Origin of the sequence: Chitinophaga agri (assembly GCF_010093065.1) — a bacterium.
GTDB lineage: Bacteria > Bacteroidota > Bacteroidia > Chitinophagales > Chitinophagaceae > Chitinophaga > Chitinophaga agri.
On the sequence record NZ_CP048113.1, the window covers coordinates 5,684,071 to 5,709,343 of the forward strand.

General features: G+C 45.4%; 17 protein-coding genes. 12 read left to right on the forward strand and 5 right to left on the reverse strand.

What is annotated here, in order from left to right:
* Positions 1–61: 61 nt before the first annotated feature.
* Positions 62–856 (reverse strand): DUF6515 family protein, encoded by a 795-nt coding sequence (locus tag GWR21_RS22740; protein WP_162333943.1) that lies wholly within the window; start codon positions 854–856, stop codon positions 62–64.
* Between the two features lie 327 nt (positions 857–1,183).
* Entirely contained in the window at positions 1,184–1,840 is a 657-nt protein-coding gene (locus GWR21_RS22745) for a GIY-YIG nuclease family protein (RefSeq protein ID WP_162333944.1), read from the reverse strand.
* Positions 1,841–2,256: 416 nt separating this feature from the next.
* Here GWR21_RS22745 and GWR21_RS22750 point away from each other — a divergent pair, with 416 nt between their 5' ends.
* From GWR21_RS22750 to GWR21_RS22760, 3 genes are read left to right on the forward strand one after another with little or no spacing between them, the layout of a single operon-like run.
* Entirely contained in the window at positions 2,257–3,924 is a 1,668-nt protein-coding gene (locus tag GWR21_RS22750) for an McrB family protein (RefSeq protein ID WP_162333945.1), read from the forward strand.
* Positions 3,925–3,927: 3 nt separating this feature from the next.
* On the forward strand, positions 3,928–6,219 hold the full coding sequence (locus GWR21_RS22755; protein WP_162333946.1) for a DUF2357 domain-containing protein: 2,292 nt from the start codon (positions 3,928–3,930) through the stop codon (positions 6,217–6,219).
* 23 nt (positions 6,220–6,242) lie between these two features.
* Positions 6,243–7,139, forward strand: coding sequence for an aldo/keto reductase (locus tag GWR21_RS22760; RefSeq protein WP_162333947.1), 897 nt, complete (start codon positions 6,243–6,245; stop codon positions 7,137–7,139).
* 9 nt (positions 7,140–7,148) lie between these two features.
* On the opposite strand, the gene GWR21_RS22765 is transcribed toward GWR21_RS22760, so the two are convergent.
* Positions 7,149–8,705, reverse strand: a complete 1,557-nt coding sequence (locus tag GWR21_RS22765; RefSeq protein ID WP_162333948.1) for a S41 family peptidase — start codon at positions 8,703–8,705, stop codon at positions 7,149–7,151.
* Between the two features lie 352 nt (positions 8,706–9,057).
* Here GWR21_RS22765 and GWR21_RS22770 point away from each other — a divergent pair, with 352 nt between their 5' ends.
* From GWR21_RS22770 to GWR21_RS22790, 5 genes are all read left to right on the forward strand, one after another.
* A complete protein-coding gene (locus GWR21_RS22770; RefSeq protein WP_162333949.1) occupies positions 9,058–11,346 on the forward strand; it encodes a GH92 family glycosyl hydrolase in 2,289 nt (762 codons plus the stop codon).
* 123 nt (positions 11,347–11,469) lie between these two features.
* Complete coding sequence (locus tag GWR21_RS22775; protein ID WP_162333950.1) at positions 11,470–12,297, forward strand: N-acetylmuramoyl-L-alanine amidase; 828 nt, start codon at positions 11,470–11,472, stop codon at positions 12,295–12,297.
* Between the two features lie 66 nt (positions 12,298–12,363).
* Positions 12,364–13,077: a hypothetical protein gene (locus tag GWR21_RS22780; protein WP_162333951.1), complete on the forward strand. Its 714-nt coding sequence runs from the start codon at positions 12,364–12,366 to the stop codon at positions 13,075–13,077.
* A gap of 386 nt (positions 13,078–13,463) precedes the next feature.
* Positions 13,464–16,664 (forward strand): SusC/RagA family TonB-linked outer membrane protein, encoded by a 3,201-nt coding sequence (locus tag GWR21_RS22785; RefSeq protein ID WP_162333952.1) that lies wholly within the window; start codon positions 13,464–13,466, stop codon positions 16,662–16,664.
* A gap of 23 nt (positions 16,665–16,687) precedes the next feature.
* Positions 16,688–18,115 carry a SusD/RagB family nutrient-binding outer membrane lipoprotein gene (locus tag GWR21_RS22790; protein WP_162333953.1) on the forward strand — a complete coding sequence of 476 codons (1,428 nt, stop codon included), beginning with the start codon at positions 16,688–16,690 and terminating at the stop codon, positions 18,113–18,115.
* A 169-nt stretch (positions 18,116–18,284) separates the two neighbouring features.
* Here the strand turns inward: GWR21_RS22790 and GWR21_RS22795 are convergent, their stop codons facing one another.
* On the reverse strand, positions 18,285–19,070 hold the full coding sequence (locus GWR21_RS22795) for an SDR family oxidoreductase (RefSeq protein WP_162333954.1): 786 nt from the start codon (positions 19,068–19,070) through the stop codon (positions 18,285–18,287).
* Positions 19,071–19,153: 83 nt separating this feature from the next.
* A complete protein-coding gene (locus GWR21_RS22800; protein ID WP_162333955.1) occupies positions 19,154–20,278 on the reverse strand; it encodes an acyltransferase family protein in 1,125 nt (374 codons plus the stop codon).
* Between the two features lie 113 nt (positions 20,279–20,391).
* Here GWR21_RS22800 and GWR21_RS22805 point away from each other — a divergent pair, with 113 nt between their 5' ends.
* The 4 genes from GWR21_RS22805 (at position 20,392) to GWR21_RS22820 (ending at position 25,207) form a co-directional block, all read left to right on the forward strand.
* On the forward strand, positions 20,392–21,414 hold the full coding sequence (locus tag GWR21_RS22805; RefSeq protein WP_162333956.1) for a LacI family DNA-binding transcriptional regulator: 1,023 nt from the start codon (positions 20,392–20,394) through the stop codon (positions 21,412–21,414).
* A gap of 396 nt (positions 21,415–21,810) precedes the next feature.
* The gene (locus GWR21_RS22810) at positions 21,811–22,872 is read left to right on the forward strand and encodes a glycoside hydrolase 5 family protein (RefSeq protein ID WP_202928982.1); all 1,062 of its coding nucleotides are present in this window, start codon (positions 21,811–21,813) and stop codon (positions 22,870–22,872) included.
* 35 nt (positions 22,873–22,907) lie between these two features.
* A complete protein-coding gene (gene galK, locus GWR21_RS22815) occupies positions 22,908–24,074 on the forward strand; it encodes a galactokinase (RefSeq protein WP_162333958.1) in 1,167 nt (388 codons plus the stop codon).
* Between the two features lie 65 nt (positions 24,075–24,139).
* Positions 24,140–25,207 carry a UDP-glucose--hexose-1-phosphate uridylyltransferase gene (locus tag GWR21_RS22820; protein ID WP_162333959.1) on the forward strand — a complete coding sequence of 356 codons (1,068 nt, stop codon included), beginning with the start codon at positions 24,140–24,142 and terminating at the stop codon, positions 25,205–25,207.
* The last annotated feature ends 66 nt before the right edge of the window (positions 25,208–25,273 follow it).

A 25,273-nucleotide genomic window follows, 5' to 3' on the forward strand; every position in this document is an offset into this window, starting at 1 on the left:
AAGTGGAACAAGTCAGCGCAAAGCCGCCATGTTCCACTTATTCATTTAGTCAGAAGGAGGATTAATTATCGGCAGACATTTTGCCAACAATTTTATATCCCCGTGAATTATCGGCATTGGTTACTTCCTGATAATACATACCATCCGGAGAAACATACAGTTGCTGCCCGTTGATTTCTACACCACGGCTCCCTTCAGGCAGTGTGGCCATAATTTCATCAGCCGGTGGCGCAGAAGGGTCACCCTGGTTGTCCTGACCACTGCCCGTATTCAGTTCCCCGTTTTTACCTACTACTGCATACTTGGTTTGTTTATCCTGCAGGACTTCCTGATAGAATGTACCATTTTTTTCATAGTAGGTATTACCATCGATCACGACTGTTTTTGCCCCGCTTGGCAGTGCAGGCACAACGACGCCCATAGGAGGATCGACTACCTCATATTGCTCCGTTTGTGTTTGTGTATTGGCATATGGACGGTAGAAGAATCCATCATAATAGTAGTAAGGGCCCCAGCCCGTGTTAAATGTCAGGAAACCATACGGCAGAATGCCTACACGGAATCCTATCGGTGGGCCATAATAACGGTAAGGACGATAATAATAACCACTACGGTAATAATGGCCACCGTAGTAGCGCACAGGCGGGCGATAATATCCTCCCCATCTGCCATAACCTACTCCTACTCCGATCCTGGTGGATACGTGAGGAGAGGAAACGATCCTTCTGCTTACGCCTGGTCCAACTGATACACGTCCTCCACCCCCAAAACGTCCCCGCTGGGCATAGGCACTGCTTACTGCGCTCATTGTGGCCAGCACAATGAGGGTTCCCAGTAAAAATATCCTGTTTTTCATTTTCAAGTATTTAGTGTGGTGCCACAGCCTGATTGGTTGGCCGCAAATCAAACTGTACAACTACAAGTGTAAAGAGCGTTTTTTGCTCCCTGTTATTGATAGTTAGACTGTTATCTAACGCCAGGGTTTAAGCTTTAGTGTATTTTAACAATTCCTGTACCAAAGAAATGGTGTTTGATAATCAATTGTTTATGTTCGTTACTTTCACTGCTCTCATTAGGAAATGGCAATTGTCAGCTTATTGGTTCCTTCGGGAAATGGACTCCCTGCTGCCTCAATTGCTGGCAGTAGAATATACGTTTAGTTGACTTGTAGTGAGTTGTGTGGCTAGTAAAGCTGATTGCGCAGGATGCGTTTGATCATGTGAATGGTGGTCCGGCTGATCTGGCCTTTGTATTTTTCAAGGACGGCATTTTCACTCAGTCCCTCCCCAAGGTCAATTACTATCAGGAGCCATTTGCTGAGAAATTCAGAATTAGGGGTCCGGTACTTCAGGAGACGGCGTACCGTTTCGATCACCGCTTTGCTGACCTGCCCCTCATTCAGTTCAAAGATCTCGTCCGTACTTAGACCAAGTGCTATGTCCTGGGCTACACGAGAATAATCCTGCAGGTACTTTTCGTTCGCTTCCATTACCTGCAACAGCGGATTATCACTATACCGGATCACAGCATACTTTCTGGCCTGTTTATGTAACTCAGTAAGCGCATAATTGCGGGCGATGTTATCACAAATGACAAGATCATCCTTAGAGAGTTCAAACCATTCCCCTTTTACTCTTTTATGCTGAAACACAATATGCAGGCATTCCTCCAGCTCGCTCATATTCGCGGCCGCATATTGCCTGATCACTCTGAACATGACTGGTAGATGCGTGTGGTAGGAGCCAAGCCTCTTCTGAAGATCCTGCGTTTTGCCGATCTTAAAAAGGTTCTTTCCAGTATTGATAATGTAAACGCACTTTCCGATTTGTACTTGCTGCATCGGCCGATTAGTTACAAGAATGTCATAATAGGTTACTACTGCAATTTGCCGATTTTTTTTGATAATCGATCATTTTAAATGAAGCAGGGATTGTCTGTTTGAGCTTTAAAAGCCTGTCCTGGGAGCTTACCCGTTTACAGTTGCTATTGACCCTTTACTGCCAGTAGTCAGAAGATGGTCTGAACTCCTCTCTTTTACCTCATTATAAGGTCATCTATAGGGCACTTCAAGGGCACCATAAGGGCACTTCAATATCCAAAGGATATTGAAGTGCCCTTATGGTGCAATATAAATGACTTATAAGTGCCCTTTTAGCATGAATATCGGTTGCCGATCAGCACATGATAATATCGTTATCATTTTGATAACGTGTTGATTTTTAGATGTTTACTTAAATATTGAATAAATTGCATGCTATGAAGCGCGCACGTATATATGACGTCAGGGAGGGGGATATCGATTATCATAAACAGCTGTCTCCTGATAAAGCGTTCCTTTTCAGAAGCGAGGAGTCGTTACCGGATAGCATGGAAGGGGATATCGTTTTTATTGTTGATCAAACGGAGAAGCAGGCATTTTACACTATTGCCACAGATATTCTCTGTAAAAGCACCCATAAGGCAGATAAACAGGGGGTAACATTTAAATACAATAACAAGACCTATAGCAGTACGTCCGGAACGAGATTCAGAAAATATGATATTCTGCAAACTGTTGAGATCTCTGCTGGCTGGGTATGGTGTCATTCACTACCCGATAACCCGGTTGTTGACCTATGGAATGAACAGGGAGATAATCCAGACAGATTGAAGAATGTTAATGAACTGCAGAAGTTATTTACAACCGGGCCCGCTTTTGAACAGCTTGACAGGTATAACATACAAGTGGATATAGTGGATATTCCGGTGAATCAGTCAAATATAAAAATGACGATGGTGACATCCTCGACGCATATGAAGAAAAAGGAAACCATTTCTTATGAGCATCCTTACCGAAAGCTTTTAATGGCTATCAGAACGAAGCCGTTTGTCTTGCTGAGTGGGGTAAGTGGTACTGGCAAATCCTGGCTTGCCCGTAAAATTGCATACATGACCTGTGCTGATGAAGCGCTCAGAAAAGGTGAGCAACCCGGAAATTTTGAAATAGTAAGAGTACGGCCAGACTGGCATGATCCGGATGAATTACTTGGGTATCAGACTATTATTCAGGGAGGGAGGGTGCGTTATCACTGTACGGATGTGTTGAGGTTTATCGTGAAAGCATGGCAGTATCCACATGTACCATTTATTCTCTGTCTTGATGAGATGAACCTTGCCCAGATAGAGCATTATTTTTCTGATTTTTTAAGTGTATTAGAAACAGTCAGATCGGACAACGGGAGAATCATTTATGATGCATTTATTAGCCACTCCAGGGTAAAACAGTACAGCAGAGAAGATGAAACTTTCTGGATGCAGCTGGGATTGGAAGGTAATGATCCGCTTATGCAGCACTTCCTTATGCATGGAATTTCTATACCGGTTAACCTCGTTGTGATAGGCACCGTAAATATTGACGCGACTACACGAACACTCAGTGCAAGGCTGCTGGACAGAACGATGATAATAGAAATGAAGAGAAGGGACCTATGGCATGATCTGACCGCAGCGCAGGAAAAATGGGAATATCCTGAGACATATGAAATTGCTGCCTGGCTCAGGCAACCACCACTGGACCGACATGTAGCCTATAGTCGTTACCCCGATATAGGAATGACGATCATGCAGCGACTGGAGAAGCTGCTTCATGTATTAGATAACTCACCATTTGAGCTGTCCGAGCGTTTTGTTCACAGCACATTGGTCTATTGTTTCCTGCATAACGAGTTAGCTATAAAAGAACAACAGAAGGATGACTGGCTCAATAGCTGCCTGGACGAGATAATCTGTATGAAAATACTGGTCCGTATCTCGGGAGATAGCAATTCCTGCAGACCCGTGCTTGAGAAGCTGATGGGTGAAACAGCGTATTATCCTGTTAGCAGGCGAAAAGTGACGCATATGCTGGCGCTTCTTGAAAATAATGGTTATACCTCTTACTGGTAACGCATGCAGACACTCCTGATTAAACATCCGCATTTTACGCTTGAAATAGAGGTCGCAGATGATAAGGACAGAAGAGGCTTTGAGCGGACCTTTCTGATCGCCTTTCAGAGACATTGGAAAAAGCATTTCGTCACGAAGTATGAATTCTCATCTAATAGTACAGAATGCCGGATATGGCAATATAACAACCGGGCTCGGTTTGAACAGGTGAATATCAGTAAAGTGACCCATCCCGTTTTCTTCGAAAATACCAGTTATAAATTCAACCTGGATTTTAAAAAAGATGTACTACATCCATTTGTCTATAGTAAACTTTATAATATTGAAAGTCTGTTTAAAATGCGGGAAATTACCGAAAGGACTTATACCGCTTCCGCTATCATAAACTTTCAGAACCAGATCGGATATTTTGATCTGAATATCAATTATCAATATAAGACCGTACCTCATAGTGTCTTGTTCCGGTTTGAAGTGTTTCCCGTAAAAATGAATTTCAAACGCGATTTCCCGGCTATCATTAAAGATATAGAAGTAGTGTTCCCCAGGTTGGTAATAGATCAGCTGAAAAAGACCTATCACAATTTTGATCTTCAGGGTACTGCCGACAGTGAAATAGTATGGTGGATTATTTTTACGAACCTTTTCAGAAGTATTATACGGCATGTGGAAATGATAGTAAAGGATCCATATAAACATTTGGGTACGGAAATAAAACATGTGACTGCCGGCAAGGTTAAAAAGCCCAAGGGCAGACTGGCTGATAAACTGGAAAGATTTCAGGGACAACCTGATAAACACTTCAGCGTAGCGCGCACAAAGCTCATAGAAGACAACTACGAAAACAGGTTCGTAAAATTCATCATTAAGGATTTACTCTCCAGCTTTAAAACTATATACGGTAAGGTAAAAAAGGATAGCAGCTTTAAAAGGATGTCAGAAGAATACCGCATACAACTGGAATATGCCGCTGATGCATTGTCCGCCTTGTTGCGCAATCCTTTATTCAACAAGGTAAAAGATTTCAAAGAACCAAAGCAACAGTCTGCGGTATTGCTATCCCGTCCTGGTTATGCCGGACTGATAAAAGACTGGGAATCCTTTCATAGCGGATATCATTTACTGGAAGGTATATACGAAATGGAATTTAAGGACATTGCGTATCTGTATCAGGTCTGGTCTTTTTTTGCTATCGCAGATCTTTTACGTCGCATTACAGGTGTATCGCCTGATATCATCAAAATGCCAACCATACGAAAACAGGAGTTCCGGGAGGTATTGCAAAAAGATATGGCGTCAAAAATGGTCTATCACTGTCCGGATCAAACGGTAATAGAATTATATCAGGAACTGCGGTATACACCCGATTTCACCGATACAGATGCCGGTACACTACATGAATACGTTTGCCCTGATATCATACTGCGTATTGGAAAAAAAGATCAGCCGCGCAATCTCTATCTCACCTATCTTTTTGACGCTAAATACCGACTGAGGGAATCTGCACGTTACCGGAATATGGATGAGCCATTACCTGACGACCTGGAACAAATGAACAACTATAAGGAGGTAATCTATCACAGGAGAGAACAGGATGGAGGATATGAATATACAAAGGAAGTAACGGGCGCATATGTGTTATATCCCGGTCGGGCCCAGGAAGCGACCTATCGCCAGTATTACGAGCAGATAATACTGCAAACTAACAGGGGCGGATTCCCATTATTACCCTACAATAAGATGGGAATGTCATTCCTGGAAGAACACCTGCGCATGCTCATCAGTATAGATAGCAAAATACACCTGTATAATATCATTAAGCCCAAAGGTATCGATGTGAAAAGCACGAATGCCTATGTTATTGTATTACCAGTTCCCGTATCAGAACTGGCACTGATCGCAGCAGTGACCGATCAGATAATGGCAGAGTTTCCATGGAGGACCTGGCAATCAATAATAGGCACTGGCGTCATTCGCTATATGGCCCCTTATATACAAGGGAGAGGGATCATCTGCTATTACGAAATTATGGGAATTGACGTGAAGCCGTGGCGCGATATTTATCCCCGTTCACATCCTGCCTATCGTAATGAAGGCCGGCGCTACATGGTCTTACAACTCGCTAATAAACAAATGCTTGATGGATATGTGCAGATAAAAGGAATGGCTAACAATAAACGTTATACGCAGATAAGGCAATTGTATCGTCCTGTAAATGGTATGATAAGGACGTTGTCTGAGAATAGTATACGGGAAGCTGCCAGGGATGCTATCTGGACCAGCAGGCAAAAAGGATAGCCAGAATTGCTTAAATTAGGTGTATGAACTACAATATACTTGGCAATTCCAATCTGGATATCAGTGAGATCGCCTTTGGATGTATGTCCCTGGGCAGCAACGCAACTGAAAATGAGACGTTGATCAAACAGGCACTTGACAAAGGGATCAACTTTTTTGATACGGCAGACCTCTATCAGCATGGTGAAAATGAAAGACAGCTTGGAGCAGCGCTGAAAGACAGAAGGAACGAAGCGATCATCGCTACTAAAGTGGGTAACCAGTGGCGTAACGATGGAAGTGGGTGGGACTGGAACCCCTCCCCGGAATATATTGTAAAAGCGGTAGAAGACAGCCTCCGCAGGCTCGGAGTAGAGTATATCGATCTTTATCAGCTGCACGGCGGCACAATGGAAGACCCTATCGATGATATTGTAGATACCTTCGAGCAGCTGCAGCATCAGGGTAAGATCCGGTATTATGGTATTTCTTCTATCAGGCCGAATGTGATCAAAGAATGGGTCCAACGGTCTAATATGAGCAGTGTGATGATGCAGTACAGTTTACTGGACCGGCGTCCGGAGGAAGATATGTTACCCTTGCTGAATAAACATAATATTGGTGTGCTGGCAAGAGGTAGCGTGGCAAAAGGACTGCTGGCAGGTAAACCGGCTGAGCCATACCTGAATTACAGCGCCACCGAAGTGGGAAAAATGGCAAATGCGGTATTAAAATTCTCCGAAGGTAAACGTACGCCCGCACAGACTGCCTTGTGTTATATTTTAGGGGAGCCGGCAGTAAGAGCGGCAGTAGTAGGAATAAGAACGCTGACGCAATTGGAAGAGGCAGCAGGTTTACCGGCAACCACTCCGCTTACGTCAGCGGACCGGTTATTGTTAGGATACGAGCTGGTCGCTAACTATTACGACCAGCATCGCTGACAATCATATTTACTGTATACGCTTGCCGATACGGTAGTCCACCATCCCGTTGAACTTCGGCGATGTGATGGAACGTGGCAGGGCAGCGCGCAGACTGGTAGTGCTCTGTGTCAGGACCCGCGCATTTGCACTTGTTCTGCCAAAGCTGCCGGTACTGATATAGTTAAAGATCTTGTCCAGGTTTTCGTCGTCCGTACGATATCCCCAGGGTACATTGATATAATCATTCGCTGCTTCATCAGGTGCGATACCTTTATAATAGCCTCCTGAGCGATTGGCATTTTCAGTAGCAAAATTGATAGCATACAGATCAGCAAGGTATTGCTTGGTGTGTGTGCTGTCATACTTTGAAATATTGAAGGTAATAAACCCTACCGGCTTGCCGTAGGTCGTATCTCCCACCAGCTTCACATTCATATAAGGCATCAGGTTGTTCAGCGTCAGTTCGCTGGCAGATGCGGTGTGGGAAGAGGTGATGAAAAAGACATTATTTAATGATAACCCTCCGGTGGATGATGGAAAGGAAACGCTGGCCTCCAGCCCGGTGCCATCGAGATTAGCCGTTAGCTTGTCATTATACTTATAATAGTACATTGGCTTACGTGCAGCAGCAGCAGGGGCGATCGCACTGTCGAGGTATTCCGCTGTAGTGACTGATCCTCCGCCATTGTAGCGCAGATCTACGATCAGGTTAGTGATACCGGCAGACTTGAACCTGCTGAACAGTGCATCCAGGGTACTCTTGGTAAGTGTAGCGGCCCCTTTGGTATTGAAGGTATTGGTGAAGGTATAGAATACAAAGTAGCCTGTCTTTTGACCATTCACCGTATATACCGTATCGAACAGTACCGGGTTGATATTGAAGGAGCCGGATGTCAGTGTGTAAGTGGCTACGGTACCTGTAATCGCTTTTTTAACTTTCAGTGTTACCGAAGTGGAATAATAGATGGCATTGGTTACCTTATCCACATTACTTCCCCCGTCATAAGAGAGATTAGTGTCTCCGTTAATAGCCGTGATTTCATCTCCGCGGTTCAGACCTTTCCGCCCGGCAGGGGAGTTCTTATCTGCGTAAACAATATAAAGATAAGATTTGGACCCGTCGGATGCATAGCTTACCTCCATACCATAATTGCCGGTAGCACTCACCTTATTAAAGGTTTCGGAAAGACCGTCCTGCAGTGAGCTGGACAATGACCCTGTGCGGTCCAGGAAACTATACCGGTCCAGTACCTGGCCATTACTTACTGAATAGGACTTCATGGTTTCAAGCAGATTATCTGCGGAGGCATAATTGCTGCTGGAAGGGTCTAGTTGTGGCACCTGATTATACCACAGGTAAGTTGGCAGGTCCGTCGTTTTATTACGGCCGCCGTTAATATAAGTCACCTGCATGATACGGTACATCAGGTATTTCAGGGAATCTTCATCGCTGACTACGGAAGAGGCAGTTGGCGTGCTGTTGTCGGCTCTGTTGGCATCATTCTTACGGCATGCCGTGAGCATAGCACTACCAAGAACAGTAATTATCGCCACCTTTACGGCTAACGTAAAATATTTGTTCATATGTTCATGTTCTTTATGGCTGTATGTCTATATGGGAAAATGCTGATATGATCGGTGATTGCATCGAACGATATTAAAACGGCAGATCTGTCTTTCTGGTATATTGATTTCATATGGCCTCTTGCCTGCCGGTTATAAAATTCATCGTTTGACTATAAAAGCGGGGTCAGGTTTATTCCCTCTGACAAAAACCATAAGGTTTTTAATAAAGACGGTTTTTAGTTCTGCAAAGCTAAAACATTTTAGCCCCAGCCTGGTCATGGCATCGCCATTTATAAAATAAACAAATACTTTTCGTGTGAAACGCTATTTTTACAGACTTATAAAAGCTAAAATTCCATTCCGTCTCAACATGAAAAGAGTTATCTTATCCGCCCTTATGCTGGCCTCTTGCTGGGTAAAGGCGCAGACAGTAAACAGCGTAACCGATCCGGTAGAGTGGGTCAACCCGCTGATGGGTACCGATTCCAAAGGTTCCCTCTCTACAGGAAATACCTATCCTGCCATTGCGACCCCATGGGGAATGAACTTCTGGATGCCGCAGACCGGCAAAATGGGAGATGGCTGGGCTTATACCTATGCTTCTGATAAACTGCGCGGTTTTAAACAAACCCACCAGCCTAGTCCATGGATCAATGACTACGGTCAGTTTGCCATCATGCCGGTGACAGGAACTGTGAAGTTTAAGGAAGATGACCGCGCCAGCTGGTTCTCTCACAAGGCAGAGGTTTCCAAACCTTACTATTATAGTGTTTATCTGGCTGATCATAATGTGACCACCGAGATCACGCCCACCGAAAGAGCAGCTGTGATCCGTCTGACCTATCCAAAGACTGACAGCGCATTCTTCGTGATTGACGCACTGGACAGGGGGTCTTATGTTAAGGTATTACAATCTGAGCATAAGATCATCGGTTATACTACTAAAAACAGTGGTGGTGTTCCTGCTAATTTCAAGAACTACTTCGTACTGACCTTCGACAAACCGTTCACTTATGTAGCTACATTTAAGAACGGTGAACTGAAGCAGGGTGAAGCTGAAGCCAAAGATAAACACGTAGGTGCTGTGATTGGTTTTGCTACGGCAAAAGGAGAGAAGGTGAACGTAAAAGTAGCATCCTCTTTCATCAGCCCTGAGCAGGCAGAACGTAACCTGCAGACTGAAGTAGGCGCCAGCACCTTTGACCAGATAAAGGATAAGGCAAAAGCCGCATGGAATAAAGAACTGGCCCGTATCAAGGTAGAAGGCGGTACTTCTGAGCAGACCCGCACCTTCTATTCCTGCCTGTACCGTACAATGCTGTTCCCTCGTAAGTTCTATGAATACGATGAGAAAGGCGCTGTAGTACACTATAGCCCATATAATGGGCAGGTATTACCAGGTTATATGTTTACAGATAACGGTTTCTGGGATACTTTCCGCGCGACCTTCCCATTCTTTAACCTGATGTATCAGTCTATGAACGCACACATCATGGAAGGAATGGTGAACGCTTACAAGGAGAGCGGTTGGTTACCTGAGTGGGCAAGTCCTGGCCACCGTGACTGTATGATCGGTTCTAACTCTGCTTCCCTGATCGCTGACGCTTACTTAAAAGGTGTCAGAGGTTTTGATATCAATGTAGCTTACGAAGCGCTGCTGAAAAACGCGAATAACGCGGGTCCGCTGACTTCTGTTGGCCGTGCAGGTGTAAACTATTACAATGAACTGGGTTATGTGCCTTATGATGTGAAAATCAATGAGAACACAGCCCGTACACTGGAATATTCCTACGATGACTTCACTATCTATAAACTGGCAAAGGCGCTGAACCGTCCTGCTGAAGAAGTGGAAAGATTTGCAAAGCAGGCGCGTTACTACCGTAATGTGTTTGATCCTGAAACCAAACTGATGCGCGGTAAGAACAAGGACGGTAAATTCCAGACGCCGTTCAATCCGTTCAAATGGGGCGATGCCTTCACCGAAGGTAACAGCTGGCACTATACCTGGTCAGTATTCCATGACGTACAGGGGCTGATCAACCTGATGGGTGGTAAAGAAACATTCGTTTCTATGCTGGATTCAGTATTCTCTATGCCTCCGGTATTTGATGATAGCTACTACGGTGGAACTATCCACGAGATCCGTGAAATGCAGATCATGAATATGGGTCAGTATGCACATGGCAACCAGCCTATTCAGCACATGATCTACCTGTATAACTATGCAGGTCAGCCATGGAAATCACAATACTGGCTGAGAGAAGTAATGAACCGCCTGTATTCCGCTACGCCTGATGGTTATTGTGGTGATGAAGATAACGGTCAGACCTCTGCATGGTATGTGTTCTCCTCCCTGGGCTTCTACCCGGTATGTCCTGGTACACAGCAGTATGTAGTAGGTGCACCACTGTTTAAGAAAGCGACCGTTACCCTGGAATCAGGTAAGAAAGTAGTGATCGCTGCTCCTAAGAACAGCGATGCTAACCGCTACATCAAAGGTGTTACTGTGAATGGTAAAGCTTATACCAACAACTGGCTGGATCACAATGAACTGATGAAAGGTGCCGTGATCAATGTGGATATGGATGCAGTGCCTAACAAGGCAAGAGGTATCTCTGATAACAATGTACCTTACTCCCTGACACAGGAGCTGAAATAATATAAATACATCCTGAAGGCAATGCCTTCAAACAATAAACAAAGCCCGGCTTCATTAAAACGAGCCGGGCTTTGTTATTAATTAACAGATAATCATTAAATTAAACTTCCAAAGAAGGACGAGATGAAGCAATATTCCCGTTTACTATTATGGGTAATAGCCGCAGCCGTATATAGTTGTGCTCCAAAACCCTACGCAGCGACCAATAAAATATACCGTCAGCAGGCCAAACAACTGGCCACTACCCTGAAGGCAGCGCCGGGAGCGATCCCTGTTGATGGGGCACCGACTGCAGCGAACTGGATCGGGACCACTAATTTCAACCTCCGGAAGCCTAACTATGTGATTATTCATCACACCGCCCAGGGTTCCTGTGATACTACCTTTAATACCTTCACATTGCCCCGTACCCAGGTGAGCGCGCATTATGTCGTGTGCAAAGACGGCACGGTCAATCATATGCTGAATGACTACCTGCGGGCATGGCATGCCGGATTGGCCAAGTGGGGGAATGTAACAGATATGAACTCCTGCTCTATTGGTATTGAACTGGATAACAACGGATTTGTACCATTTGAGCCAAAGCAGATCAATAGCCTGCTGGTGTTACTGGATTCCCTGAAGCACCGGTATAACATTCCGGCCGCCAACTTCATTGGTCACGGGGACATCGCCCCAGGCCGTAAAGTAGACCCAAGCGCCTTTTTTCCCTGGCAGCAACTGGCGGAGAAAGGTTATGGATTATGGTATAGTGATACATCAAAGATCCTGCTGCCTGTAGATTTCAGCAGTAAACAGGCATTACGCATAGTAGGGTATGATACCCGTGATACATCAGCCGCCATTAAGGCGTTCAAAAGACATTTCATCTCCGGGGAATCAGCCGGTAATGCCCAGCTTAGTGAAGGAGAGAAGAAGATATTATTCAGTTTGATGCAACAAAGCGAATAACCTTTTCAATTCATATTTATGCGATCCTTATCACTCCGGCCCTGTTATCTTATAATAGTAACATGTATGATGGCCGTATCCGCGTTTGCACAGAAAGGCGACTGGTACACACTGACCACTGGCGCCACACCTGTTTGCCATCTCAAGATCAGTGATGATGAACTGATTGTGGAGGACGGAGGGATGCCATCTAAAGAAGTAAAGCTGGCAGGTGCCAGAGGGAAAGGAGATGGGTTGGTGCATTTAGAGATCAGAAAGGTCAATGCGAATGGCAGGTTCTATACTGTTCATTATTCAGAAGACAACCTGTATTTCTGTACCACCTTTAAGTATTTTAAAGACAGGGATTCCCTCCTGATGTTTTGCGCCGATGGCGTGGATGATGGGTATAAGACACTCCAGGAAGCCATGAGTGCCATTAAGAAAGATACCGGATCACATTTCAGTATTACGTTGTACAGAAAGGAGCAACTGGATGCACAAAAACGTAAAACCCCTGTTAGTAAAGCTACTGAAGAAGAATTTAGCACGGGGCTGACCAGGTTTACCCGACACATGGATCAGTTTTGGCAGTATCGTGGCTACGGCCGTTTTGAACCCTTTTATATCTGGATGAACCTCATTAACGGCAATGCGTTTGCCAATGCTTTCGGTGACCGCTTTAATACCCTTAGCCTGGATGCGAAGAATCTCAAGGTGCCCATTGACAAATACAGTAGTAATCCTATGATAAAAAAGCAGCTACAGGACGCCGGATTGCTGAATCTGGAAAATCAGTAAATATTTATTGCGTTCATTATCAGTATCTTTTGTAAAGAAATAAATATTATTTCAGTCTATTTAGTCTACTTGTTTTGTAGATTACTAAATGTATGTTAATTTTGGCCCTGTACTTAAAGCCATACATTAAAAATGTTTATAGCCTATAGGGTAAATAACGGTGCTGCAAAAGGAATCTGTACCAACGTCGTATCTTTTATGTCCGGGTGTTGTTCCGGGACATCTCAATCTTCTTGTTCGTGCATGTAATGATGCCAGCTTTAGCGAGTAAATAATCGATCATAGCAAACAGCTAATAATAACTACCGGTCGTCGCCGGCAGCTAGGGACTCCCTTTGCCTGACCAACCGTAATCCTTCTTATAACAATCTGATAAATCTGATACAATGATTAAACAATTACCAGGAACTGCCGCGATACTGCTATTTGCGCTTCTGGGCCGGCAGCAGCAGGTGCAGGCACAGGATGCGAAGGTATCCGGAGTGGTAACTGCCCGTTCTGATGCACAACGCATACCAGGTGTCATCGTAACTGTGAAAGGTACCAACAGAGGTACAAGCACCGATGCTGATGGTAAATTTTCTATCGTAGCAAAACCAACAGATACTCTTCACTTCACCTTTATAGGCTATAGCGCCATTGATCAGGTCGTATCTACTAATAAAGTTGTCAATGTGGCGCTGGAAAGCACAGAAAGTCGCCTGAATGAAGTAGTAGTGACTGCATTAGGTATCTCCCGGGAGAAACGTTCCCTCGGGTATGCGGTACAGGAACTGAAAGCAAAAGACATTGGTGAGGTAAGAGAAACAAATCTTGTAAATGCACTGGCAGGTAAACTGGCTGGTGTAACCATCACTAACAGCCAGGGTAATATGGGTTCTTCCCGTATCATCATCCGTGGTGAAACTTCCATCGCCGGTAACAACCAGCCACTATTTATTGTGGACGGTATTCCGGTGGATAACAGCCAGCTGGGTATCGGTACCGGTCGTGACTTTGCTAACGCAATCTCCGATCTGAACCCCGACGATATTGAATCGCTCAACGTACTGAAAGGACCTAACGCTGCGGCACTCTATGGTTCCCGTGCAGCTGCCGGTGTCCTGGTTATTAAAACCAAGACCGGTAAGAGTGCCAAAGGACTGGGCGTTACTGTAAACTCCAGCGCTACTTTCGAAAGTCTGTTGGTACTGCCTAAATTCCAGGACGTATATGGTCAGGGTACAGGCGGACAGTTCTCTTATGTAGATGGTAAAGGCGGTGGACTGAACGACGGTGTGGATGAAAGCTGGGGGCCGAAAATGGATGGCCGTCTGATACCACAGTTCTTTTCCAATGGACAGCCTGCGCCTTTCGTGCCGCATCCTGATAACGTAAAGGATTTCTATGAGACTGGTTATACGTTAAACAATGGTGTCTCTGTAGGAGGTACCAGCGAGAAAATAGATTACCGCTTCTCATTCAATAATACCAAACAGGAAGGTATCCTGCCTAACACAGGTATCACCCGTAACTCATTCGCATTAAACAGCACCTATCGTCTTACACCTAAGGTGACGCTGAGCACTTTCGCCAACTATACAAGAGCCGGTGCTGATAACCTCCCTGGTGTAGACGGTCGTCGTGGTAACAGCGTCACCTTACAGTTCATCTGGTTCGGTCGTCAGGTAGATACCCGTTTACTGCGTAACTATAAAAATGCAGATGGTACGGACTATAACTGGAACCACAGTTACTACAGTAACCCATATTGGATCCAGCATGAAAATACTGTTGGCCAGGCACGTAACCGCTTCTTCGGAAATGCACGCCTTGCTTATGAGATCACCGACTGGTTATCTGCAAACCTGCGTGTAGGTACTGATACCTACAATGATAAGCGTAAATATAAAGTGGCCTTCTATACCAATGGCACGCCGTTCGGTTCTTATACAGAAGATAATTACGTAGTAAGCGAGACGAACGTAGAGTTCACGCTGAATGCAAAGAAGAAAATAAGCAGCGACTTCACGATCGACGGACTGGTGGGTGTGAACGAGCGTACCAATCAGTTTGAACAGAACTATCAGCAGGCGCCTAAACTGGCAGTGAAGGATGTATACACACTGAATAACTCCAGAGACCCGTTGATCTCTACCAGCTATTTTACCAAGCTGAAAGTATATAGTGCTTTCGCTTCAGCACAGCTGAGCTTTAGAGACTGGGCATTCCTAAACGTCACGGCACGTAACGACCGCTCTTCTACATTGCCTTCTGAAAATAACTCTTATTTCTATCCTTCTGTAAATGGTGCTGTTGTACTGAGTGAAGCGCTGAACATCAAGAGTGATGTACTGTCCCTCCTGAAGATCAGAGGTGGATGGGCGCAGGTAGGTAAAGATGCCGATCCTTATCAGCTGATCAATACGTATCCTTTCAGTCAGCCTTTCGGTGCTTATCCGCTGCTGACCGTAAATGATAAATACCTGAAAAAAGACCTGAAACCAGAGATCACAAAAGCAGCTGAAGTAGGCGTGGAAGCCAGCTTCCTTGATGATCGTATACGTACGGATGTGACCTACTATACTTCCAGCAGTTACAACCAGATCCTGCTGGCTGACGTAAGCGCCACTACCGGTTATCTCAAAAAACTGCTGAATGCCGGTAAGATCAACAACCATGGTATCGAGGTGACATTGGGTGGTACACCAATTTCTACCCCTTCAGGTTTCCGTTGGGATATCAACTTTAACTATGCCAAAAACATTAGTAAAGTAGTAGAGCTGGATCAGGACGGTTATCTCAATGACTATGTACTCGGTAGCTCCGGTAACATTCAGGTGCTGGCCAGCAAAGGCAAACGTTATGGCGCCCTGTATGGTAAAGCATACGCCCGTGATGCAGAAGGTCGTATCCTGGTAAATGCAAACGGTACCCCACAGATCGCAAACGACAAAAAAGTGCTGGGTTACTATACGCCAAAATGGACTGGTAGTGTAAACAACAACTTCTCCTTTAAAGGATTCACTTTCGGATTCCTGATCGATACAAGACAAGGTGGATCTATCTGGTCTGGTACTAACTACACAGGTATCTATACCGGTGTACTGGCTGCCAGCTTACCAGGACGTGATGCTGAACATGGTGGTCTGCCTTATTACTTTACAGGTAATAATACCAACGGTACCACTGTAGCCCTCGCTGACCACAATGCGGCAGCACCAAACGGAGAGACTGTTTATCATGACGGTGTTGTATTCGATGGTGTGACTGCGGATGGTAAAAAGAATGAAGCGATTCTGCCTGCACAGCGTTACTACAAATCAGTATATAGCTCTTCTCTGAATGAGAGTAGTGTATACAGTGCCTCTTTCATCAAACTGCGTGAAGTAAGACTGGGATATACCCTGCCACAGGAACTCACGCATAGATGGGGTATGCAGGCGATCAATCTGACAGTGACAGCACGTAACCTGTTCTACATTGATAAGAAGGTGCCGAACATCGATCCGGAGACAGCCTTCAACACAGGTAACGGACAGGGGCTTGAAACCCTGCAGATCCCAACTACACGTAGCCTGGGTCTTAACCTGAGGGTATCCTTTTAATGAACCGATTAAAGCAGTAAATCATGAAATTAGTTAAATATATATTGGGTCTTGCTGGCGCTGTTGTATTATTGAACAGTTGCTCCAAGCTGGAGGACATCAACAAGAATCCGAACGAATCGGAGCAGGTGCAGCCTGACTATCTGCTGACCAACGGTATTAAAGCCAACGTAGATACTTATTGGGGTACCGATGCTGCAATGGAAACAAGTTTGCTGTATGTACAGTACTGGGCTAAGATCCAGTATACTGACCCTGACAGATACATCCCTGCTGCCACCAGCATTCAAACTATATGGAATAACTTCTATGCACAGGGTGTAGCTGACTTTACAAAGCTGATACAGCTGGGAGATACGTTGCATAATCCTAACTATAAAGCAGTGGGTATTATCATGCGCTCCTGGATATTCCAGGTACTGACTGACTTTTATGGTAATGTGCCTTATTCACAGACAGCAAAGATCGATCAATATCTGACACCCAAATATGATGAACAACGTGATGTGTACCTGGGACTGCTGGCAGAATTAAAAACTGCTGTAAGCCTGATCTCTCCATCTGATAATCCGATCGGCGGCGATATCCTGTACAACGGCGATATGAACAAATGGAAGAAGTTTGCCAATTCACTCAGACTGCGTATTGCATTACGTATATCCGATAAAGAATTTGCAGCGGCAAAAACAGTATTTGATGAAATCGGTGCAGACGAAAGTAACCTGATCGTTAGCAATAGCGATAACGCCCAGCTGGTATACCAGGCATCTCCTAACCAGAATCCGGTGGCAAAGAACAGGGAAACCCGTAATGACTACAGGATCAGCAAGAGTGTGGTGGATAAACTGAATGAGTTTAATGATCCACGTTTGCTTATTTACGGTGCTATTCCAAGAGATACCAATAAAGTGGTGGGCATCACCAACGGTCTGGCTACTGACTCAGCAGCTCGCCTGGGCTTTAACAAGACTTCAGATGTGGGCGCAGTATTCACTGCTGCAACAGCACCTGCTGTATTATTCAATGCTGCAGAACTGTTGTTCATTAAGGCAGAAGCAGCACAGGTAGGTTTATTACCAGGTGATGCATCATCACTGTATAATCGTGCAGTGACAGCTTCCCTGAAGCAGTACAATGTGAGCGATGCAAATGTGACGGCTTACCTCGCACAGGCAGCTGTAGCTTATAATGCGGCTAACTATAAAAAATCTATCGGTGAGCAGAAGTGGTTAGCATTGTTTGGTGATGGATTGGAAGGGTTCGCTGAATGGCGCAGACTTGATTATCCAAAGTTACCAGCAGCATACACAGGCAACCTGGGTGGTAAAATACCTTTAAGACTAACTTATCCTTCTTCAGAGCAGGCACTGAACGGAACCAACTATAAAGCAGCCGTCACTAATCAGGGACCGGATGCGTTGACCACCCGTTTATGGTTTGACAAAGAATAACAAAAGCGGGATAGTTTTCCCGCTTTCGTAAATTAATTTCCGTTTTTGCTTTACTGTTTGAGACAAGAATATTGATTTTTGTTCTATCAGATACACTCTTGTTCAATTTGTAATAGTAAAAAGTGATGAATTAGGCCCCGGTTTCCCGGGGCTTTTATTTTTAATCAGGTTATAATACGGGTGTTCTGCCCCCATCTACGCATAAATTGGTTCCGGTGATGTAGGCAGCGGCCGGAGTGGCCAGGAATGCTACCGCCGCAGCAATCTCTTTCGGGTCACCAAATCTTTTCATCGGGATCTCCCTTAGATATTCCTCTTCGATATTGTTTACGGTAGTGTTGCGTTTGGTAGCGCTATACTCCATCATAGATTGCAGGCGTGCGGTGTTGGTCATACCGGGCAGCACGTTGTTCACGGTGATACCATAGGGGGCCAGTTCGCCCGCCATTGTTTTTGCCCAGGAAGCAACACCTCCGCGGATCGTATTAGATACCCCCAGATTTTTAAGCGGTGCTTTAACTGATGTTGAAACAATATTTATGATACGTCCGTAACCAGCAGCTGTCATGCCCGCTATAACGGCCTGTACGAGTATATGGTTGATAATAACATGTTGCTGGAAGGCATCTGTAAATTCGTGGATGTCGGCTTCCATAACCGGACCTGCTTTGGGCCCGCCGGTATTGTTGACAAGAATATGTACCGTTTTTCTTTCGGTAATACTTTTTATAGCCTGTTCCACCTGTTGGGTGTCACGGAAGTCAGCTACCACATAACTATGCTCCTGCAAATGTTCAGTAGCCAGTCCGGCAACAGCGGTCTTCAGACTTTCCTTGTTCCTGGCCAGCAGGACGCATTCTGCGCCCAAAGCAGCCAATTCACCGGCTGTTGCCAATCCTATTCCCTGAGTGCTTCCACAGATAACGGCGGTTTTCCCCTTTAACGATAGTTCCATACTAATAGATAACTGATAATTACACAATGATCTGCAAAAGCCGTTGAGATGTTTTAGCTAAGATAGGACATCCCGGTCTTATTCTAAACACGTACGTATATACGCTTTTTATCAAGTATTTTTCCGACGCTCCAGCAAAACAACATAAATACCAACGCAAATAACAGCGATCCGGGTTTACCAGGCGCAATCTGCTGGAAAATGCCTGCATTGATCGCCTTATAAACACTGACACCTCCAATCTGGAAGAAGTAGAGGAAGATCACCACTACCTCTGACAGCAGGTAAAGGAAAAGTGGATTCTTACCAAAAACTGTAAAGAAGCCTGTCCAGCCTTCCAGTTTCCTGAAATCTATAATATAGATCAGCAGAGAAAGCAGCAAGAGATCAATACCTACCGTAAACAGTACATAAGAGCTTGTCCACAATTTTTTATTGATAGGGAACTGGGCATCCCAGAGTACTGCTAATACTATCAGGAATCCGCCTGCTTGTACCAGTTTGCCTAGTCCTTTACCCGTTTTACCATACTCCTGTACAAATAGTCCCGTATAGTAACCTGCGATAACATTCACAATGGCCGGGAATGTACTCAGCAGCCCTTCCGGATCAAAAGCAATCCCTTCACCATGATACAGGTGACTATCACCCATAACAAACTTGTCGAAAAGTATTGCGGCATTACCTGTCAGGCTATATCTGTCAGCCGGGTCACCAAAAGTGTACATGATCGCCCAGTAGCCAAGTAACAGCACAGCACTCACTGCCCACACCGCTTTTTTAGGCAGATAGTGGATCAGGAGGGAGGCGAAACAGTAACATAGTGCAATACGTTGTAAGACACCGAGAATACGGGTATCAGATAGCGGAATGAATTCCAGTCCTGCCGGCGTGTGTCTTACGAACGGCAGCCAATACATCAGGAATCCAAGCAGGAAGATCAGGATGGTACGACGGAAGATCTTTGATAACACCGTCTTATCATCCAGCTGCTGAAATTTACGCATACTAAAGCTCATCGCATTACCTACGGCAAACAGGAAGGAAGGGAATACCATGTCTGTCGGCGTACAGCCATGCCACTGTGCATGGTTGAGCATATCATAGGACGTATCCCAGCCGGGGGTATTGACAATGATCATGAAACATACTGTCAGTCCCCTGAATACGTCCAGGGGTAAAAAGCGCTGCGGTGTTATATTGGTCATAGATGTCTGTTGGATATTTTATAAATATAATACAACCATTTTACTACGCATAGGTAGAAATTTTAGCGTATCCGGAATGATTTTTTTACTTTAGTGGTAAAGCATCCCCTTAGTTGAATAACAAAGTCACCATAGCAGATATCGCCAGAGAACTGAATTTAACAGGTGCGACTGTTTCCAGAGCCTTAAATAACCGTAAGGGTACCAGCGAGGAGACCCGTAAGCTGGTACAGGCCGCTGCCGAGAAAATGAACTACAGGCGCGACAGGATAGCCTGGTCACTCCGGTCAGGCCGTACGAATATTATCGGCGTCATTATTCCCAGCGCGGAGATTAATTTCTTTGGCTCTGTTGTCCACGGCATTGAAAGCATGGCGAACCAGCATGGGTATAACGTGCTGATCTACCAGTCCAATGAGCAGCCGGAGTATGAGAAAAAAGCAATAGAGACATTCCTGAGCACCCGTGTGGATGGTATTCTGGCGTCTATCGCCAAGGAGACCAAGGAATTTAGTCATTACCTCGAAATCAAAGAACATGGGGTACCGCTGGTCTTCTTTGACCGTGCGAACGACAGTCTGAATATTCCTTCGGTTGTCGTGGATGACTTTAAGGGCGCTTATTATGCTACTGAACATCTTTTAAAGCAGGGATATACCCGCATCGCCCATATTGCAGGGCAGCAGCACCTCAAGATCTTCAAAGATCGCCTGGATGGTTACAAAGCAGCATTGGCCGCGAATGGTGTTACCTTCGACGAATCCATGGTTTATTTCGGGGATGTGTCCATCAATGCCGGCCGTCAGGCTATTGCGCATCTGTTGACTGTTCCTCATCCTCCTGATGCTGTATTTGCAGTGGAGGATTTTACCGCTTTGGGCGCCGTAAAGGAACTGAAAGACAGGAATGTCGACATCCCAGGGTCTTTCGGCGTGATCGGCTTTGCAAATGAGTCGTTCGATGAGCATATCACACCGAGTCTTTCCAGTATAGATCAGCAGACGGTTGAAATGGGGAAGGAGGCGTGTCGTTTACTCATGGAGCTGATCGAAGGTAATGGCGTGGTAAGTACGCAGGTCCGTACCAAGGTAGTGCTTGAGCCAGTAGCCCGGTTCAGGCAGTCTTCTCAGAAATGATCCTTCTTGTTTATTGATAAAGCATTTTTGAAGTCAGATGTCTTTGAAAAGTCCTCTGTTGTGGTGATTCCTGCCACCAAGCAGTCCCTTTCAAAGGACCTCTTCCAAACCGCTTGTAAAATTGAAAGTAAACGATTACATTTATTGTCTATTCCACATCCTTTTTTAGATACAGTGTTGTTTACCAATTGTTTATTGTAAAACATGCCAATAGGCCTTATCAGCCACACTGTATTTTAGAGAGAAGTATTGTAATCGTTTACGTAAATCTTTTAACTTTGAGAATTATTCCACAAAAAATAGATTCCATGGATATATCTGCAGTCAGAATTTAATGCCAACAGCGCTTCTTCATATTCAACAATACAAGCTCCACAAAATTGAAAAAACATGAAAATGAAAGTATTTCTGACTGTCCTGCTCTCCGCAACAATGGCCAATGTTGCTTTTGCGCAGGAAACCTCCAGAGAGATCTGGTCTAAAAAGAAAGCTGCCAAATGGTATAAACAGCACACCTGGCAACGGGGCGCTAATTTCATTCCCAGCTATGCCATTAATCAGCTGGAAATGTGGCAGGCATCTACTTTTGATACTGCTGTTATTAACAGGGAACTGGGGTATGCTGCGGGTATCGGCATGAACTCAATGAGGGTATTCCTTCATCATGCTGCCTGGGAACAAGATCGTGAAGGCTTTAAACAAAGGATGAACACCTATCTGGATATATCCGACAGGAACGGCATCTCCACCACCTTTGTGCTGTTTGACGACTGTTGGAATAATACTTATACGACCGGTCAGCAACCTGCCCCTAAAACCGGGATACACAACTCAGGCTGGCTGCAGGATCCGGGTATACGCAGGGAAACTTCCCCGGCGCTCACCGATACACTGGAGTTGTATGTAAAAGACGTGCTGACATCATTCGGAAAAGATAAACGTATCCTGTTGTGGGATCTGTACAATGAACCAGGTAATTCAAATTATGGTAATAAAAGCATGGACCTTTTACAGAAAGTATTTGTCTGGGCCAGGCAGGTGCCGGTAGAGCAACCGGTATCAGCGGGTGTATGGGCGAAAAACCTGACCGACCTGAATACTTTCCAGCTGAATAACTCTGACGTCATCACCTATCATAATTATGCAGATGAAAAAGAGCATCAGCAGGTAATTGACAGCCTGCGGAAGTTCGGCCGTCCGCTGATATGTACAGAATATATGGCCCGCACAAGGGGAAGCCGTTTCCAGAATATCATGCCGCTGCTCAAGAAGGAAAAAGTGGCTGCATATAACTGGGGACTGGTATCTGGTAAGACCAATACCATCTACGCATGGGATACTCCTATGAAAGATGGCGCAGAGCCTTCCGTGTGGTTCCATGACATCTTCCGCCAGGATGGAACGCCCTATAGTGCGGAAGAAGTAACAACTATAAAAACATTGACGGGAGGACATTGATCTCCCTTTAGTATATCATCAAAAAAATAAATACAGTGGAGCAAGCTAAATTAAACGCCTTTTCCCAGCAGCATTTCGACCAGGAACCAATAATGGTAAGAGCAGCAGGGCGTATTAACCTGATCGGAGAGCACACCGACTATAATAACGGGTTTGTATTGCCCGCTGCTATAGACAAAGCTATTTATCTGGCTATCGTAAAACGTAATGATAACAAGATCATTTTACATGCGCTGGACGTAAATGACCGCTATGAAGGTTCTCTGGATAATGTTGTCCGTACAGCACAGCAATGGCCTGACTATCTGCTGGGCGTTGTGCAGCAGTTACAACAGGCTGGTCATATCATTGGTGGTTTCGAATGTGCTTTTTGCGGTAATGTTCCCCTGGGCGCCGGCCTTTCATCCTCCGCAGCACTCGAATGTGCAACCATCTATGCATTGAACGAGCTTTTTGGACTGGGAATCGGTCGTAAGGACATGACCTTGCTGGCACAGGCTGCAGAAAACCACTTCGTAGGTGTACGCTGCGGTATCATGGACCAGTTTGCGAGCATGTTCGGTAAAAAACAACAGCTGATCAAGCTGGATTGTGCTTCACTGGATTATGAATATATTCCTTTCAACTTTGATGATGTTAGTCTGGTGTTACTGGATACGCAGGTAAAACACTCTCTGGCATCTTCTGAATACAATACCCGCCGCGCGGAATGTGAAACCGGTGTGGCGCTGATCAAAAAGCATCACCCGCATGTGAACAGTCTGCGTGATGCCAATATGGATATGCTGAATGAATATGTGAAGTCACATAATGCTACCGTATATGACCGTTGTCGTTATGTAGTTGAGGAGATCCAGCGTTTGCAGGATGCTTGTGAAGACCTGCAGCGTAACGACCTGGAGGCATTTGGAAAGAAGGTATTCGCGACACATGAAGGACTGGATAAACTGTATAATGTAAGTTGTCCGGAACTGAACTGGCTGGCTGAATTTGCCGCAGGCCAGCAGGGTGTGTTAGGTGCCCGTATGATGGGTGGCGGTTTTGGTGGTTGCACCATCAACATCGTCAGGAAATCCGCAGTACCTGCATTGCTGGAAGCAGCCGCAGCTGGTTATGAGCAGGCCTTCAAAACACCACTGAAAGCATATGTTACCAGTATCGAAGATGGTTGCCGCACTGTCAACAATCTTGTTAATAACTAAGTACTAGATCGCAGGGTGGTCTGATACCATGTCCCGGACCACCCTTCATTAAATGTTCTGAGAGAATGTCTGAAAATACCTTTGATCTGACAGCGCATCCACATACCCGTTTAAACATCCTCACAGGAGAATGGGTATTGGTATCGCCACACCGTTCCAAACGCCCATGGCAGGGGAAAGTAGAATCTCCTGCGCTGGTGCAGCGTCCCGCCTATGTGGAAGATTGTTATCTGTGTCCGGGAAATACCCGCGCAGACGGTACTAAAAATGCACAATACGACGGACCGATCGCATTTACGAATGACTTTTCCGCATTGCTGGCAGATACGCCGGCCGGAAAGGTGGATGAAGATGAATTACTGATCGCGCGTTCACAGAAAGGCATTTGCCGGGTGATCTGCTTTAGTCCGCGTCATGACCTGACCTTACCTGAAATGGATCTGCGGGATATCCGCAAAGTGGTGGACCTCTGGCATGCACAGCTGGAAGAGCTGGCCGCCGTTCCATTTATCAAATACATACAGATCTTCGAAAATAAGGGAGAGATCATGGGTTGCAGCAACCCGCACCCCCATGGTCAGATCTGGGCTTCTGAAGACGTGCCGATGGAACTTGAAAAAGAGACCCGTCAGCAACGCAACTATTTCCAGCAGCACGGCCGTAGTCTGCTGACTGCTTACCTGGAAAAAGAACTGAAAGCAGGAGAGCGTATTATCGCAGAGAATGAGCATTTCGTGGCGCTGGTACCTTTCTGGGCAGTCTGGCCATATGAGGCGATGATCATCAGTCGCCGTCATGTACAAAGTCTGCTGCAGTTCACAGATGCTGAACGTGATGGACTGGCCGCAATCCTGAAAGATCTGACCACCCGTTACGACAACCTCTTTGAAACATCATTCCCATATTCCGCAGGTATGCATCAGATGCCGTTCAATGATGGTGAGGATCATCCGGAATGGCACTGGCATATGCACTTCTATCCGCCTTTGCTGCGTTCAGCTACCGTGAAGAAATTCATGGTAGGATACGAAATGCTGGCGCATCCGCAAAGAGATATTACGCCGGAGTTTGCGGCGGCGCGTCTCCGCGCACTGCCGGTAGTGCATTATAAACAAGCTGGCGTACCTGCTTAAACTGTTTATTTTTTTTGAACCAATAATGTGCAGGGACTGCTTTTTAGCAGTCCCATTTTTTATGCT